The 17,072-nt window shown below is 37.0% G+C and carries 15 protein-coding genes; 10 read left to right on the forward strand and 5 right to left on the reverse strand.

Translation table 11 applies throughout. The features are described 5' to 3' along the window. The first annotated feature begins 31 nt into the window (after positions 1-31). From ACZ5N5_RS11515 to ACZ5N5_RS11525, 3 genes are all read left to right on the forward strand, one after another. On the forward strand, positions 32-1,027 hold the full coding sequence (locus ACZ5N5_RS11515; protein ID WP_054788832.1) for a lipoate--protein ligase: 996 nt from the start codon (positions 32-34) through the stop codon (positions 1,025-1,027). A gap of 95 nt (positions 1,028-1,122) precedes the next feature. Beyond that, positions 1,123-2,286: a M48 family metalloprotease gene (locus ACZ5N5_RS11520; RefSeq protein ID WP_054860530.1), complete on the forward strand. Its 1,164-nt coding sequence runs from the start codon at positions 1,123-1,125 to the stop codon at positions 2,284-2,286. Between the two features lie 33 nt (positions 2,287-2,319). Continuing rightward, a complete protein-coding gene (locus ACZ5N5_RS11525) occupies positions 2,320-3,255 on the forward strand; it encodes a hypothetical protein (RefSeq protein ID WP_277678516.1) in 936 nt (311 codons plus the stop codon). 36 nt (positions 3,256-3,291) lie between these two features. Here the strand turns inward: ACZ5N5_RS11525 and ACZ5N5_RS11530 are convergent, their stop codons facing one another. Continuing rightward, entirely contained in the window at positions 3,292-3,750 is a 459-nt protein-coding gene (locus ACZ5N5_RS11530) for a DUF3939 domain-containing protein (RefSeq protein WP_464372527.1), read from the reverse strand. Between the two features lie 203 nt (positions 3,751-3,953). Here ACZ5N5_RS11530 and ACZ5N5_RS11535 point away from each other — a divergent pair, with 203 nt between their 5' ends. The 7 genes from ACZ5N5_RS11535 (at position 3,954) to addA (ending at position 15,717) form a co-directional block, all read left to right on the forward strand. Further along, positions 3,954-4,508 (forward strand): competence protein ComK, encoded by a 555-nt coding sequence (locus tag ACZ5N5_RS11535; RefSeq protein ID WP_054860533.1) that lies wholly within the window; start codon positions 3,954-3,956, stop codon positions 4,506-4,508. 228 nt (positions 4,509-4,736) lie between these two features. Then, the gene (locus ACZ5N5_RS11540) at positions 4,737-6,065 is read left to right on the forward strand and encodes a S8 family peptidase (protein ID WP_054788826.1); all 1,329 of its coding nucleotides are present in this window, start codon (positions 4,737-4,739) and stop codon (positions 6,063-6,065) included. Between the two features lie 109 nt (positions 6,066-6,174). Then, positions 6,175-6,615, forward strand: a complete 441-nt coding sequence (locus tag ACZ5N5_RS11545) for a cell wall hydrolase (RefSeq protein ID WP_109985080.1) — start codon at positions 6,175-6,177, stop codon at positions 6,613-6,615. A gap of 462 nt (positions 6,616-7,077) precedes the next feature. Continuing rightward, a complete protein-coding gene (locus tag ACZ5N5_RS11550) occupies positions 7,078-7,737 on the forward strand; it encodes a TVP38/TMEM64 family protein (protein ID WP_054860535.1) in 660 nt (219 codons plus the stop codon). 63 nt (positions 7,738-7,800) lie between these two features. Then, positions 7,801-8,349 (forward strand): signal peptidase I, encoded by a 549-nt coding sequence (gene lepB, locus ACZ5N5_RS11555; RefSeq protein WP_109985079.1) that lies wholly within the window; start codon positions 7,801-7,803, stop codon positions 8,347-8,349. Between the two features lie 178 nt (positions 8,350-8,527). After that, positions 8,528-12,001 carry a helicase-exonuclease AddAB subunit AddB gene (gene addB / locus ACZ5N5_RS11560; RefSeq protein ID WP_464372528.1) on the forward strand — a complete coding sequence of 1,158 codons (3,474 nt, stop codon included), beginning with the start codon at positions 8,528-8,530 and terminating at the stop codon, positions 11,999-12,001. Next, a complete protein-coding gene (gene addA, locus ACZ5N5_RS11565; RefSeq protein WP_464372529.1) occupies positions 12,001-15,717 on the forward strand; it encodes a helicase-exonuclease AddAB subunit AddA in 3,717 nt (1,238 codons plus the stop codon). The genes addB and addA overlap by 1 nt, the downstream gene beginning before the upstream one ends. A 21-nt stretch (positions 15,718-15,738) precedes the next feature. On the opposite strand, the gene ACZ5N5_RS11570 is transcribed toward addA, so the two are convergent. Genes ACZ5N5_RS11570 through gerPC form a run of 4 tightly spaced genes read right to left on the reverse strand, consistent with a single transcriptional unit; the run spans position 15,739 to position 17,063 of the window. Beyond that, entirely contained in the window at positions 15,739-15,957 is a 219-nt protein-coding gene (locus tag ACZ5N5_RS11570) for a spore germination protein (protein ID WP_054788824.1), read from the reverse strand. Between the two features lie 22 nt (positions 15,958-15,979). Beyond that, complete coding sequence (locus ACZ5N5_RS11575) at positions 15,980-16,330, reverse strand: spore germination protein GerPE (RefSeq protein ID WP_464372530.1); 351 nt, start codon at positions 16,328-16,330, stop codon at positions 15,980-15,982. Continuing rightward, positions 16,323-16,529 carry a hypothetical protein gene (locus tag ACZ5N5_RS11580; RefSeq protein WP_054788822.1) on the reverse strand — a complete coding sequence of 69 codons (207 nt, stop codon included), beginning with the start codon at positions 16,527-16,529 and terminating at the stop codon, positions 16,323-16,325. The genes ACZ5N5_RS11575 and ACZ5N5_RS11580 overlap by 8 nt, the downstream gene beginning before the upstream one ends. Positions 16,530-16,535: 6 nt before the next feature. Beyond that, positions 16,536-17,063: a spore germination protein GerPC gene (gerPC, locus tag ACZ5N5_RS11585; protein WP_109985075.1), complete on the reverse strand. Its 528-nt coding sequence runs from the start codon at positions 17,061-17,063 to the stop codon at positions 16,536-16,538. Positions 17,064-17,072: the final 9 nt, after the last annotated feature.

Genomic DNA, 17,072 nt, shown 5'->3' on the forward strand with positions numbered 1-17,072 from the left:
AAGCTTAGATAAAAAGGGGTGTCACTATCAAATGAAATTTATTGATAATAAAGGAATTACAGATCCACACATTAATTTAGCTATTGAAGAATATATATTAAAACAGTTCGGAGAGAAGGATACCTATTTGCTGTTCTACATAAATGAACCTTCGATCATTATTGGTAAAAATCAGAATACAATTGAAGAGATCAATACAGACTATGTAGAGGAAAAAGGTATTCACGTTGTCCGTCGTCTTTCTGGTGGCGGTGCAGTCTACCATGATCAAGGAAATCTGAATTTTAGCTTTATTACAAAAGATGATGGTAACAGTTTTCATAACTTTGCAAAATTCACAGAACCCGTTGTGGATGCATTGAAGGCACTGGGGGTTCCTGCCGAATTAAGTGGACGTAATGACTTAGTTGCAGAGGGGCGCAAGATCTCAGGAAATGCCCAATTTACAACACGTGGTCGAATGTTTAGTCATGGAACATTAATGTATGATTCTGAAATTGAACATGTGGTAAGATCACTCAATGTAAAAACAGAGAAGATAATCTCTAAAGGAATAAAATCCATCAGAAGTCGTGTAGCAAATATTTCAGAATTTATGGAAAATAAGCTATCAATGGATGCATTAAAGGAGCATATACTTTGTCATGTCTTTCATGTTGATAAGCTAGAAGAGGTACCACGTTATGAATTAACAGAAGAAGACTGGGAAAATATTCATCAATTATCGAAAGAACGCTATCAGCAATGGGAATGGAATTATGGAAAATCACCGAAATTTAACATCCAGCATTCACACAAATTCCCAGCTGGTTTAGTTGACATACGCTTGGATGTGCATAAAGGAATGATTGAGGATTGCAAAATTTATGGTGACTTTTTCGGTGTTGGAGATGTTAGTGAATTAGAGGACAAGCTAAAAGGGGTACGATATGATCGTCAAGCAATGGATGATGCACTAGAAGATATCGAAGTATCTCATTACTTAGGTAAAATTTCGAAAGAAGAGCTTTTAGGATTAATTTATTAATGGCATCTAGTTAGCGATTGATGGAAGCATACAAGAGGCTGTGCCATTCTTGGCTACAGCCTTTTTGCGTAAGAGAATAGGAAAGGAGGAAGTAGATGAAGAAGCTAATCATTACTTATGGCTTGTATGTATCCGTACTGTTTGTTTATTTCTTTTTTTATTATCCACTAGAGTCCTTCGGTAATTCTCGCTATGGTGCTCTCTCACATGCCTTTTACTTTTCCATGCTACCATTACAGCTTCTTGTACCTGTTTTACTTTTGAAAAGAAAAGCTTCCTACCAATGGATGGAGCGTTATTCATTGCTTCTCCGAACATTTTTCCTTGCTGCAGTGATTATGCTCATCGATTTTCTCATTCATCTCCCTTTTCGTGTGCTCTGGTATATGATTTCTAGAAATGAGGGCACACGAACACAGTTGTTCTGGCCATGGCTCTTAGAACGTCTCATTAGCTCATTCATCACTTTACTTGTGCTTGTTATTATTTTTTATATCGCTTCAATAATCATGAAGCAATGGCCAAAAATATGGGGGTTTATGCTTTGGTTATGGTTGATTCCAGCGGTTATTTTCATGGTGTTTATTCAACCAGTGTTGATTGATCCATTATTTGATGATTTTTCTCCTTTAGAACAAGGTAATTTACGCAATGAAATAGTAGAGCTAACGGGAAATGCGGGATTAAATGATGTCGACTTATTAGTTGTTCATAAAAGTGAGAAGGTATCCACCTACAATGCTTATGTTACGGGTATTTTTGATAATGCTAGAATTGTGATCTGGGATACGATGCTCAAAGGAATGGAAAGTGCTGAAATATTATTTATTATGGCACATGAAATTGCCCACTACTTGTATAACCATGTTTACATTGGTACGGGCTTGTACTTATTACTCGGATTAGTTTTATTATTGTTCCTGCAAAAATTTAGCACTCGTTGGACTAAACAACAACAAACACCGAGCTTAACAGTGCTGTTGAAATTATTTTTGACTGTCAATATAGTACTTATTATTACAGAGCCGTTATCCCTGTTTATTTCACGTCATATGGAGCAAGCAGCAGACCAATATGCAATAGAACATACAGAAGATTTAAATCCAGCCTTAGCAAGCTATTATCAATTAGCAGAGCAATCAAAGACAGATATATCTCCTGCTACTTGGATAAAATTACTTCGCTCGTCCCATCCATCAATAGCAGACCGAATCGTTCGAATAGAGCAAGAAATGATTAAACGTGAAACCAATCCATGATTTCATTCGTATAATGAATAGAGGTGATGAAAGATGGACGTATATGATCAAAAACTAGTAGAAGAACAAGAAAAGAAACGGAAGGTAATGCGCCTTCAAAGGGAAAAGAAGAAATTGACAGAAGAATTAAATCAATTAACCAATCGACAAGAGGATCTCTATCACAAGCTACAAGAGGAAAAAGTAGATGTTGAGAAGCTAGAAGGATTTAGTGTAGCGAATTTATTTTATACATTATCAGGTAAAAAACTTGAAAAATTAGATAAAGAAAAACAGGAGCTAGCAATCGCCCAGCTTCAATATGAAGAGGCCAAGGAAGCGGTTAATGACTTGAAAGAGGATTTGGAGGTCATTAATCAACAAATTCGTGAATTAGGTGATCCTGACACTCGATTTCATCAACTGTTAAAGGAAAAATACGAGCAATTATTAAATACAAATGATCCAAAGGGAAAAGAAGCCCTTCAATTATTAGAACATCTAGGTACATTAAAAGACGAGAAAAAAGAAATAGCGGAAGCGATTCAAGCTGGTGATCAAGTGAAGTCCGCACTAAATAATGCTAGCATCTCCTTAGATAAAGCCAAAAATTGGGGAACTGCGGATATGTTTGGTGGCGGTTTTATCTCCACTTCTCTAAAGCATAGCCACATAGATGATGCTAGACGTTCTAGTCACAATGCCCAGCGTTTATTAAGGAAATTTTCTCACGAATTAGCAGATATCGGTGAATCTTTTCAAGCAGATATAAAAATCTCAGGTGGACTCACCTTTGCTGATTATTTCTTAGATGGTTTAGTAATGGATTGGTTCGTACAGGATAAAATTAATCAATCTGCTAATGAAGTAAATAGTATGCGGGAAAAGGTATCACAAACAGTGACACAGTTAAAGAAACTTGAAAAAGATATTGTACATACTATTACACATGCAGAGAGCGAGTGGGAGAATTTAATCTTTCAGGCATAAGCATTCGTTCCATATAGTTCAAAAGCCCAGTACAAATTACTGAGGCTTTTTTGTAGTGACTAAATATTCTTGGTCTGTGATGAAAAAATCGATTTCTGGTCGTTCCTGTATGAGATTCAATTGCTCAAGCTTAAAGAAGCTAACCTTTCGATACGGATCATGATCAATAATTGGTAACGATTTCTTTTGTGCAATATATTGATCTAATGCTCGTTGGACTTGATCCAATGCAACGGCAATATGTCGTTCTTCTTCTTCAAATAAATCATATGTTTCCTTCGACATGTAAAATGTTTTTTTCGGTATCGCCTTAAGGTATGGAAGAAGAAGCGTGTGATCAACCGACAAGTCATCTTTAATCAGAACTTGTAAAGGGATATTTTTCGGTAGCTCTAGACTATATTCTTGGATGGCTTTTTTCATTTGAGCATAAGATATTTCTTTTACAGGGTGCTTATCTTCTGGCTTCTTTTTAAGTAGTATCTTTCTCCACATATTTCTCACCACACTTGATTCAAATTTTTGAAAACATCCTTAATGAGTGAATAATTGCTACATAGATTTTATCACATTTTGATCGATTTCATGGAAAATTTAATAGTCTAAGTAAATTTACCTAATTTTTCTATCATATTTTATCAAATTTTGGTACATTATAGGTGGTTTTAAACCAAACCACACAAAAGGAGGAATTAATGATGGAAACATTACAAGAGAGACTTACGGAAATTAGTCCAAGTACATTAGCCGTTATCGGTGAGAGAGAGGAGGGAGACTATTTAACTAAGGTTATGGAATATGACGAAGAGGATGATTATGAAACAACTCATAGTGCTCAGAAAGTTATGGATATTACCTGTAGAGAATTCGGTATAAGTTTAAGAGGGTTAATTGAAGGTTCACGAATGCTCACAGGTATTACACATAAGCCACCCATTGCCATAGATCGAATGAGTGGCATGTATTTTTTTCCTGTCGAATCTCCATTAAGGAAATCCTGTTCATGGATTGCTCACTCTCATGTTCAACAAGCAGAAAAGCTTGAACGAAATCGCTCCAAAATCATCTTTAAAAACAACCGCACCATCACCTTAGATATTTCCTATGCAACGATCATTAATCAAATCTACCGTACTGCTCAATACCGATACTTACTAGGGAACAAAATGGAGGATGTCCTTCAATTATCTCACTATGTTGCTGAATCTGGATGGAAACGAAAAGAGCCAGGTATTAAAAATAGACATATGTGAAAGAAGGAGTCGTTATCATCTAGGTAGCGACTCTTTCTGCACACACTTTAAAGAGAATTTATAGCAAGGATGAAACTCGATGGGGTCGTTAGAGGATGAGCAGATGTGAGTGGTACGTTCGATCCTATTTTGTTCATTTGCCTTTTTTGAAAGATTTATAGACAATCATAAATGCCAAACCCTCTATGCTCTCATAGCTTGTAAAAAAGGTAGAAATGAGGGGATAATTTGTTTGGCTATTCCATGATTCAGACAGTACGAAACTATGCGAGTAAATTAGATCGTCCTCTGCGCAATGAGTTAGTTAATCTCTATAAGCCTCTAAAATTTACACCGTGCTTTTTACACCGAGTATTAGAGAATAGGTTAAAACAGAAGAAGAAAATATCTGTCATTGTACAGTTTCATCAAGAGGCTTATGAGTCTGGTTGTCATCAAATAGAGGGAATTATCAATAGTCATAGAAAAAATAAGTTATACCAATATTATTCTAGAATTTCTTGTTGCTCAGCTGATATGACTCCAGACAGTTTGGAGATATTGCTAACTAATTGTAAACATGTGAAGAAGGTTTATAAAAATAGAGAGGTTCATGCATTACTAGACGTCGCAGTGGAATCAGCTAATGCAAAGCAAGTGGTTCGCAATAATACCATGTTAACTGGTAAAGGGACAAAGATAGCGATACTAGATACTGGAATCTATCCACATCAAGACTTATCAGGGAGAATTACTGATTTTGTAGATTTTATTAATTATCGTTCCGAACCTTATGATGATAATGGCCATGGAACACATTGTGCTGGGGATGCAGCAGGAGATGGATCTCTTTCATCCGAGAAATATAGGGGGCCCGCTCCAGCAGCCAGTGTAGCGGGAGTAAAAGTTTTAAATGACACGGGATCGGGCTCTTTAGATACCATTATGCAAGGTGTAGAGTGGTGCATTCAATATAATGAAAGCAATTCCGATAGTCCAATAGACATTATTAGTATGTCTCTAGGAACCGAACCGTATGATTATGGGGAAGAGGATCAGGATCCTCTCGTACAAATTGTTGAAGAAGCATGGAGCAGTGGAATTATTGTTTGCGCAGCAGCTGGCAACAGTGGTCCAGATCCACAGAGTATTTCAAGTCCTGGCCTCAGTGATCTTGTTATAACTGTTGGAGCCTTAAATGATCGTGATACTCGAGATACACGAAGTGATGATGAGGTAGCTAGCTTTTCAAGCAGAGGTCCAACCATTTATGGGCAAGAAAAGCCAGATATTTTGGCACCAGGTGTTGACATTATATCATTGCGTTCACCAAATTCTTATATAGACAGATTGCAAAAATACAATCGCGTCGATGGGGATTACTTTGTCATGTCAGGTACATCGATGGCAACCCCTATTTGTGCTGGAATTGTGAGCTTGATCAAAGAGCAAAATCCTCAATTAACGCCAGATGAAATAAAAGAATTACTGAAAAACGGTACCGATTTATGGGAAGACCGTGACCATAATATATATGGAGCAGGTTATATTAATGCTGAAAACTCGATACCAAAGTAATGGACTGGTTAATCAAGCAGAATAGGGCAACCTTTCAATTTTGACTCAGTTGATACAATCTACATTTTTGCAAGGCTTTCCTCATACAATCATGTAGAGGTGATAAAAGATGCCAAGAGTTAAATATACCGATAGTGATGTTGCTTTGATGGCAAGGATGATGAGGGCTGAAGCCGAAGGTGAAGGTGCTTTAGGAATGCTTATGGTCGGTAATGTTATTGTAAATCGCTTAAAAGCCGGTTGCTTAGATTTCCAAGGCTTAACATCTATACCAGATGTTATTTATCAAGTACAGGGAGGAAATTACTCGTTCGAAGCGGTACAAAAAGGAAATGTTTTTTACAACAGAGCAAGGAGTAAAGAAAAAAGACTAGCCAAACAAACATTAGATTATTGGCGTCAACATCCTTCTAAGTTTGCACTATGGTATTTTAATCCATATGATGTATGTCCACCTACTTGGTATGGCCAACCTTTTACCGGCCAATTTAAACAACATTGTTACTATGAACCGGAAGCTAATACGTGTGAAGGTGTCTATAGATGGTGAAAATCTCCACAGCTGTGGAGGTTTTTTTCTTTTATATGAAGTAAAATGAGAAATAGTAAGTATCATGGTAATAGAATAAATGTTAATTTGAGCTAATCAAGATTAGGAGCTATATCTTGGCAATAATGCTAATATTACGAGAGATAACCAAGATAAAGAGCTATAACTTGGCAATAATGCTAATACCACGAGAGAAAACAGAGGTAAAGAATTATATCTAGGCAATAATACCAATACCACGAGAAAGAACCGAGATAAAAGCAATAGAACAAATAAAATAAAAATTAGTGAGATACCCCCGATATAAATTATAGAGAAGGAAGTATATAGATAATGGTGCTTAATTAAAAACACACTAACATTTTCTGTTAGGAAAATCAGTTAAAAAGTATTAAAATAAGGATAAATATGATTCCAGCAAACTTTTTTCCAAAGATTTGTTAAAGAGGGGTTCATTTATTTATGTTTACATATAATATAAGTAATATTGACAATATTAATATAGAAGAAATCAAACAATTAATTGAAGCAAATGATTTTGACCGACTTGTTTCCTTCCTGCTTAGAAGCTATGAAAGCCTAGGACCAATTCCAGGCTTTTTACTTCCATTTTTGGAGGCATTTTTGCCATTTTTACCTTTAGTTGTTTTTGTCATGACGAATGCTGCAGCGTACGGACTGTTAGAGGGATTTCTCCTTTCATGGAGTGGGGCAAGTATGGGGGCTATCGTAGTTTTTATGATCGTCCGAAGATTTAAGGATATACGTTTATTGAAATGGATTCGAAAAAATAAACAAGTCAAGAAAGTCATGAATTGGTTAGAAAAGCATGGATTTGGTCCATTGTTTTTATTACTATGCTTTCCGTTTTCGCCTTCGGCCATTATTAATTTGGTTGCAGCATTGTCGGGGATTAGTCTTTATCAATTTGCATTAGCGGTTTTGTTAGGGAAATCGGTAATGATTTTCACTGTATCCTATATTGGAGATAGTATCGTTTCCTTTGCGCAAAATCCGGTAAAGACTATTTTAGTAGCCATAGGGATTGCAATTATTTGGATATTTGGAAAGTATTTAGAGAAACGATTACAAAAACGTGCAGAACGAAAAAATTGGAAATAAAAAGGATTAAAGTTGATGGAATGGGGGTAAATTAGTAATATTAATCCCTTTGGAGGGAATATTATGAAACAAAAAAGAATATGGCCGATTGTTAGAGTTGTGTTATTTGCACTTTTACTTGCTTTTTTCTTTCGCTCCTATTTATTTGCAAGTTATGTGGTAAATGGCAAGTCAATGGAACCTACTTTACATGATGGGAATCTATTAATGGTGAATAAAATGATATATGACTTAAAAGAAATAGAACGGTTTGATGTCATCGTCTTTCATGCGAATAAAGAAGAGGATTATGTTAAACGTGTAATTGGGATACCAGGTGATCACATTGCCTATCGGGACGATACGCTTTATTTAAATGGAAATCCAGTAGAAGAACCCTATTTAGAACCATTCCGTGAAAGTGAAGAACGACCATTAACGGACGAGTTTACCTTAGAGGAGTTAACAGGTGAAAGTAAAGTTCCACCAAATATGCTGTTTGTATTAGGGGATAATCGCACCAAAAGCTTTGATAGTAGAGAAATAGGCTTTATAGATCAAAGTTCAGTCGTTGGTAAAGTAGATGTCCTTTATTGGCCGATGTCAGATCTTAATTTTCAATTTATCCAATAAAGTGAGAGATATTACGGACCGTTAGCACGATAATAAATCAAAAAGTAGAAGGCACAAGCTTACTTGGCCCTCTACTTTTTTCTTTGTTCCAAAGAAAACAACCGAGATTTTTCCACTAAACAAAAGAACATTAGTTTGGTATAATGAGTAAAAGAGAGGACAGAGAGTAGGTGCTTGAATGTTACGTTTTATTGTAGGTAGCTCTACTGTAAATAAAAGTGAACAATGTTTAATGGAGATAAAAAATAAGCTTCAGCAAAACCCTCAGGGATCGCCAATTATTTATTTAGTTCCAGACCAAATGACGTTCCAACAAGAATATGCCTTACTAAACGATCCAGAGCTAAATGGATCCATACGTGCCCAAATCTATAGTTTTTCAAGATTAGCTTGGAGGGTTATGCAACAAACAGGAGGGGCAACAAAGAAATTTATTACTTCCACAGGGATTCAAATGATGTTACGTAAAATAATCGAACAAAGAACATCAGATTGGAAGGTTTTTCAAAAGGCAGTAGAAAAACAAGGCTTTATCGAACAGTTAGAAGAAATGATGATAGAATTTAAACGTTACTGTATTACGCCAGAGCAAGTCACCGCACAATTGATGGAAATGGATCGCTTTAAGCATCAATCAATGGGGGAACATGCCTTAAGAAATAAGCTGGATGACTTATATTATGTTTATCATCATTTAGTCAAGGAACTAGAAGGAAATTATATTGATAGTGAGGATCAGCTCCAGCTCTTAACGAAGAAGCTAGTGGAATCCAACTTCCTAGAAGAAACCGAAGTGTACATTGATGGATTCCATCGATTTACTCCACAGGAATTGCTTGTTATAGAAGCAATGCTTCAAAAGGCACAAAATGTGACGATAACCTTAACTATGGATCAAGCAGATGAGATTATTGCAGAGCCATTAGATCTTTTTTACCAAACGAAAGAAACATTCTTACAATTGGAGCAACTAGCACAGAAGCATAGTATTAAAATAGAAAAGGAAACACTCAGTAAACAAACAAAAGAAAACACTGCCTTTATTCATTTAGATCAACATTTTGATAGTAGACCCGCAGTACCATATGAAAAAAAAGCACCAATTAGAATGGCAGAGGCAGTCCACCCAAGGGCAGAGGTAGAAGGTGTAGCACAGGAAATTATTAAACTTGTGCGTGATGAAAACTATAGATATCGAGATATCGCGATATTGCTTCGTGAGCCTGATGTTTATCATGACTTAATTACGACGGTTTTTGATGATTATCAGATTCCCATTTTTGTGGATGAGAAACGAACCATGCTTCACCATCCCTTAATTGAATGCTTACGATCACTATTAGATCTCATCGAAGGAGATTGGCGTTATGACGCTGTTTTCCGTGTATTAAAGACAGGTCTAATTCCAGAAGGAAAAGAGCAACCAAGATTAGATCAAGAAGCGATTGATGAGCTCGAAAACTATGTCTTAGAGTACGGAATTAGAGGGAAAAATAGATGGACAAACGATCAGCCTTGGGTTTTTCAGCGCTTTAAAGGCTTTGATGAATCAGCACAAACAGATAGAGAAATGGCTATCCAAGAAAGAATCAATGCATACCGAATGCAAGTAGTGGACGCACTAGCACCGATAGATCAAGCGTTAAAAGAAGCGAAAACTATTGAGCAAAAAGCGATTGTACTTTATCAATGGCTTGAGGAAATGCAAATTCCAAAGCATTTAGAAAAAATTCGTGAACAATATGATGAAGAAGGTCTTGTGGAAAAAGGACGTGAGCAAGATCAAGTATGGGATGCGGTTATTCAATTGCTTGAGGAAATTACGGAAATAGCAGGCCAGGAAGAAACGGATTTGAAGCTATTTCGAAGTATCTTGGAATCCGGGTTTGAATCACTACAATTCTCTCATGTTCCACCAAGTCTTGATCATGTCGTCGTTGGATCCATTGACCGTTCAAGAATGCAAGGGGTAAAATGTGCACTTTTACTTGGAGTGAATGAAGGTACATGGCCAATGAAGCAGAGTAGTGATGGAATTATTACGGAGGAAGAACGTGCTTTGTTGCAGGATAATGGTTTTCAACTAGCAGAAGGAAGTAAACGGCAATTATTGGATGATTGGTTTTACGTTTATCTTGCGTTTACACTGCCTGAAGATTATCTCTGGATTAGTTATCCTATAAGTAATAGTGAAGGAAAAGCAAAGGTGGCTTCTTCTTTAATTAAAAGAATGGAGGAGCTTTTCCCACAACAATGGGATAAAATCCTACTTCAAGATCCTGAAGAGATGACAGATGCTAGAAGATTTGTTACGACACCAAGAAAAACAAGAGGTGCTCTAACCTCCCAATTAGCAAGACAGCTACGCGGCTATCCCATTGATCCAATATGGCAGAATGTGCTGAACTGGTATATAGAAAATATAGAGGACAAGCTCACGAATCAGCGAGTTTTGCGAGGGCTATTCTATCAAAACAAACCAACTAATCTTTCCTCTACTACGGTTGAGAAAATGTATCCAGAAAAAATAAAGGCGAGTGTCTCTAGATTAGAGATGTTCTACCGTTGTTCCTACCAACATTTTGCTAGATATGGTTTAGGATTAGAAGAGAGACAAACCTATAAGCTTGATGCTCCAGATATAGGTCAACTCTTTCATGAAGCTTTAAAACAAATAACCGAATGGATCCAAAAGGATGGATTGAGGTTTGCAGATATTCATGAACAAGAGGCGAGAAATTATGCGAACAAAGCGATCAGTTATTTAGCACCAGTATTGCAGCATCAAATCCTACACAGTTCGAAACGTTATCAATATATACAAAGGAAGCTGGAAAGTATTGTCGCTAGGGCCACCTTTATCCTTAGTGAACAATCAAGACTAACGAACTTTTCTCCTGTTGGTTTAGAAGTTGGATTTGGATATCCAAACCAGTTGGATCCTCTAGAAATTCCATTAACAGATGAGCGAAAGCTTTTACTAAGAGGAAGAATTGACCGAATTGATCAAGCGACAGACGAAGAGCAGCTCTACCTTCGAATTATTGATTATAAGTCAAGTGCCAAAGGCTTGAATTTAGCAGAGGTTTATTATGGATTAGCTTTACAGATGATTACTTATTTGGATGTTGTCTTACTGAATGCAGAAAAATGGTTAGGTCAAAAAGCAACTCCTGGTGGTGTATTATATTTTCATGTGCATAATCCCATGCTTTCGTTATCTGAAAGCTTAGCGGATGAGAAAATTAATGCAGAGCTTTTTAAGCAATTTAAAATGAAAGGTTTACTACTAGATCAAGAGAATGTTGTGAAAATGATGGATACCTCACTGGAGTCTGGTAGAAGTAATGTTATTCCAGCAGGATTTAGTAAGTCAGGTAGATTCTATAAAGGATCAAAAGTAGCGGAAGAAGAAGTATTTCAAGATTTGCAAGCCTACATAAGGCAATTAATGAAAAACGCAGGTTTATCGATGATAGAAGGAAACTTGGAGTTAAATCCTTTCCAAAAGCAAGATCAAACAGCTTGTACATTTTGTTCCTTTCGATCAGTTTGTCAGTTTGACTCAACATTGCCCGAAAATAATTATCGTAGACTGCAGGATTTACAAGACGAAGAAGTAACAGAGGCAATTAAGCGAGGTGAGTTGTAATGCCACAATGGACAAAGGAACAAGAAGAGGCAATTTATCAATCTGGAAGCAACATTCTCGTTGCTGCAGCAGCTGGTTCAGGTAAAACAGCAGTCCTAGTAGAACGAATTATTCAAAAACTATTAAACAAAGAAACTCCTGTTGATATTGATCAGTTACTCGTGGTAACTTTTACAAACGCAGCTGCTCAAGAGATGCGTAACAGAATCGGTGAAGCTTTAGAAGAAGCATTAGCAGCAGATCCGGGATCGAATCATTTGAAGAAGCAAATATCCTTGCTACAGCATGCCTCGATTTCTACTTTACACTCATTCTGTATGGAGCTTGTACGTAAATACGCTTATCGTTTAGATATCGACCCGAGTTTTCGAATTGCAGATGAGGTTGAGGCAGATATGATTCGCCAAGATGTATTAGAGCAGCTTTTTGAAGAGTGGTATGGATTAGAAGAGGACGCGGAACAGGAGGCATTTTTCCAAGTTGTCGATCGTTTCTCCAATGATCGGAATGATTTGGAAATTGAAGGTTTAATCTTGACTTTATATGAATTTTCGATTCAACACCCTAATCCTGATTTATGGTTAGAGCAGCTTGCAGAAACCTATGCTGTAGAAGAAACAACAGATGAGTCTACGTTAACCTGGCTAACCATTTTGAAGAAAGAGGTTGCACGTCAATTAGAAGTAATGGAGATGCAAATCACCCAGGCATTAGAGTTAACGAAAGAGGCAGATGGACCATATCACTACGCAGAAGCTCTAGATTCGGACAAAGAGATGATACAGGAGGCAAAAGGAGCTATTGCACTATCATGGCAAGAAGCACGAGCAGTTTTTACTAATGGAAAATTCAAAGCATTATCTAGAAAAAAGGTGGAATGTAGTGAGGATAAAAAGGATCAGGTCAAAGCTTTTCGAGATGATCTAAAAAAAAGGTGGAATAAGGTTGCCTCTGATTGGTTTAGTCGAGATTTATCTTTCCACCTTGCTGATATGAAGGAGCTTTATCCAATAATTAATCATTTAACTAAAATGATTAAGGACTTTCGTTTCCACTACCAAGAAGCCAAAAAAGAAAAAGGACTCGTCGATTTCAGTGATTTGGAGCATTTTGCCTTAGATGTATTATTAGAAGACAAGTCCGATAAGCTTCCTTCTTCAATTGCTCTAGAGCTAAGAAAAAAATACCGTGAAATTATGGTGGATGAATATCAGGATACAAATATTGTTCAGGAAACGATTCTTACAAGTATTGCAGATCAAGACAATGGCAATATGTTTATGGTAGGGGATGTGAAGCAAAGTATTTACCGATTTCGCCATGCTGAGCCATCACTTTTTATTGACAAATATACTCGATTTTCTGAGGAAGAAGATCCAGGCTATCGAATTGATCTAGCGCGCAACTTCAGAAGTCGAAAAGAGGTATTAGTTGCCGCAAACTATGTGTTTAGGCAATTATTTGATCAAGAGGTAGGAGATTTAGAGTATGATCAAGATGCAGAGCTCATTTATGGAAATAAGAGTTATGACGACATACCACTTGCTCAGCCTGACACAGAGATCATCATTATTGATCAAGAATCGAATGAAGCAGAAAGAGAAGCCCTAGATATGGAGTTAGAGGATAGGGAAGACCTGGAAAAAGCACAGCTTGAAGCAAGAGCGTATGCTAAAAAAATACAATCTTTTATTGGACATGATGACCGACCTCCACTTCAAGTTATGGATAAAAAAACATCTATGCCTAGAAAAGTTGAGTACCGAGATATTGTTATTTTACTACGCTCGATGACATGGGCTCCGACCATTATGGAGGAATTCAAAAAACAAGGAATTCCAGTCTATGCTGAACTATCTACCGGCTATTTGGCTGCAATCGAAATTCAAGTAATGATGAGTTTATTAAAGATAGTCGATAACCCAAGACAGGATATTCCTTTAGCAGCAGTGCTGAAATCACCAATTGTTGGATTAGATGAAAACGAGCTAGCAGAGATTCGTTTGACTAAGAAAAACAGTACCTATTATGAAGCGACTAAAGCATATTTGGCTAAAACAGCTGGTGGGCAAACAGAAGGCAAGCTTGATGGCTTTATGACAAACTTAGAAAAATGGCGTAAAGAAGCAAGACAGGGGGCGCTATCTGCTTTAATTTGGCAAATTTATCAGGAAACAGGTTATTATGACTTTGTTGGTGGCATCCCTGGTGGTAGACAACGTCAAGCAAATCTAAGAGCACTATACGACAGGGCAAAGAGCTATGAATCGACTTCCTTTCGAGGACTTTTCCGTTTTCTCCGCTTTATTGAACGAATGGAGGATAGAGGAGAGGATCTTGGTGCAGCAAAGGCATTAGGTGAACAGGAAGATGTAGTGAGAATTATGACTATTCATAAAAGCAAAGGACTAGAATTTCCAGTCGTAATCGTTGGTGCGATGAATAAGCAGTTCAATCAACAGGATTTAAAAGAAAAGTACTTGCTCCATAAAGAGCTTGGCTTTGCAACGAAATATATTGATCCATTAAAAAGAATCATGTATCCAACCTTGCACTATCATGCCTTAAAGAAGGAAATGCAACGAGAAATGCTGGCAGAAGAAATGCGTGTATTGTATGTTGCCTTAACAAGAGCAAGAGAGAAGCTGGTCATGGTTGGTACCGTTCCGTCCCTAGATAAGAAGAAGAGAAAATGGGAAATGATGCTCCATCATAATGATTGGGTACTTCCACATTATTATCGATTAGAGGCATTATCCTATTTTGATTGGATAGGAGCAGTCTTGACAAGACATCAACACGGCGAGATCTTAAGAAATGAATCCACTGTTACCCATATTCCTGAGTCGATCCTGTATGATTCGTCTAAATGGAGTATCGCTCGAGTCCACAGTAGCCATTATCAAAATATGGAAGAAACAAATAAAGAAACTATAATAGCGTTAGAAGAGGCAATATTTGAATGGAAGCCTATAGAGACAGGGGATGAATTGGAGCGAGAGATAGTCGACAACTATTTGAACTATCAATATCCATACCTAAATGCTACTTCCTTTCGGGCTAAACAGTCGGTAACCGAATTAAAGCGACAACAAGAGGTAAGAGATATGTACAGTGATTCTGCTATTATCGATCCGTTCCGTGCACCTATTAATCGCAGACCACGTTTTATGCAGCGTCAAAAGGAATGGACGCGTGCAGAAATTGGAACAGCCATGCACACTGTTATGCAACATATCCCTCTAAATAGAGAGTGGAACATAGATACACTTGAAGAGTTTATTGTACAATTAGAAGAGAAAGAAATATTGACAAGAGAAGAAACAGAGGTCATTGACACACAATCCATCCTTGCCTTTTTTAAAAGCCAGCTCGGGGAGCTTGCCCTTTATGCGAAACGTATAGAGAGAGAAGTTCCGTTTAGTTTAACACTACCCGCGAATGACATATATCCAGACTGGTCAGAAGCAGAAGAGCGCATCTTCCTTCAAGGTGTGATTGATTGTTTAATAAAAACAGAAGAGGGATGGATTATGTTGGATTATAAGACTGATAGAATCGAAGAAACAGTCGATGACCATGTTAGGGAGAAGCTAAAAGAAAAATATAATATTCAGCTTGAATTATATGCTAGAGCGTTAGAAAATATATGGCATGAACCCATTTATCGAAAATATTTGTACTTCTTTGATAAGGAATTGATTATAGAAATATAATGCGTAAGGGAGATCTCTCTCTTACGCATTTGCATTCATCACTTGATCTACAGCATCAGGATCAATCGCATTGGTAATATTAAATCCAGTGTTTGTATTATGCAGATCACCTGTATTAATCGATCCTGAGCCAGATGCAGATTTGGAGGCACTCTTAGGTGATAGGTAAAAGGTGTCTCCAAAATTAACTACTCCACCGTCAACACTTGTAATTTTAATCGGGCCTACAATGGATGGCATGTAGGTTCACACCCCTTCTTTTTTAATCTTTCAAAATTCGAATATGCTTAATTCTTGATCTTGAAAAAGTTTGATTTACTTGCCCTAGCTGTAAAATGGCAGAGGAAGAGATACCGTTGACACGAATATTAGGAACATGAATGGATGAACAGTGATGAGAATGAGCTTGGGTCATTGGTGTTTTTTCCAGGAAAGGGAGTTCTGTTTGGAATATGGGGTATTTTTCTAGTTCAAATCCTTTATCTGAAGAAATTCCTCCTTCTCTTTGAACAGCTAATACATCTGTCTTAGGCTGGAGTGTATGGATATCTCCAATATTGAATACCGAACTATAAGATGAATTGATTACCTTTATTGCTTTAACTTTAGTCACCCGCTGATTGGACATTCGTTGCTCCTTGTACCGGTGCTGGAATATTAGCTCCAACAATATAAGATTCAGGTGGTGTATCAAATAAAGAAGAAAGCTGAATCTCATTCGTATCTCCAACGATAAATAAAGAAGAGCTAGATATACCAAGGATTGATACATTTCCGACTTCTAAATTCCAATTATGGACATCAAATTGCATAAGTCTCTACTCCTTTTTCGTTTGTTGATCAAACCACTTTTTTAAACCTCTCATTAGTTCATCTTTAACTTGACTGTATACATATTGTGTGGAGGCTGGGTTTTGTTGTTGTTCATAAAAGGAAATACGTTGTGGTAATTGTTTTTTGACATCTTCCAATAATAGCTGACGATAATCCTCTTCTAAAGGATACTGGTGTTCTCTCTCTAATTGCTCGATATAGCTTGGTAAATCTTGATCTATATACTGATATAAATTTTGATGAACAGGTGATGGGTTAGCTTGTTTTATTGGCAATGACAGATCATCTGCTTGCTTTAGTTCTTCTGGGGTTACTCCAATATGCAAGGTACCGTCTAATCGTTCGATTTTCAGCTGATCAAAATGATATTCTAATTTCTCAATCGTTGTTTTTTGGTTTGTTTGGCCTTCTAATTGCTGGAGACGATTCGTTAAGGAGGTCACTTCATTTTGTAGATAATGGATCTGTTGCTCAAGCTGTTGAATGTAGAAATACATTTGCTGATACTCCATTTTCGATCA

The sequence above is a fragment of the Gracilibacillus sp. JCM 18966 genome (genome assembly GCF_055392695.1).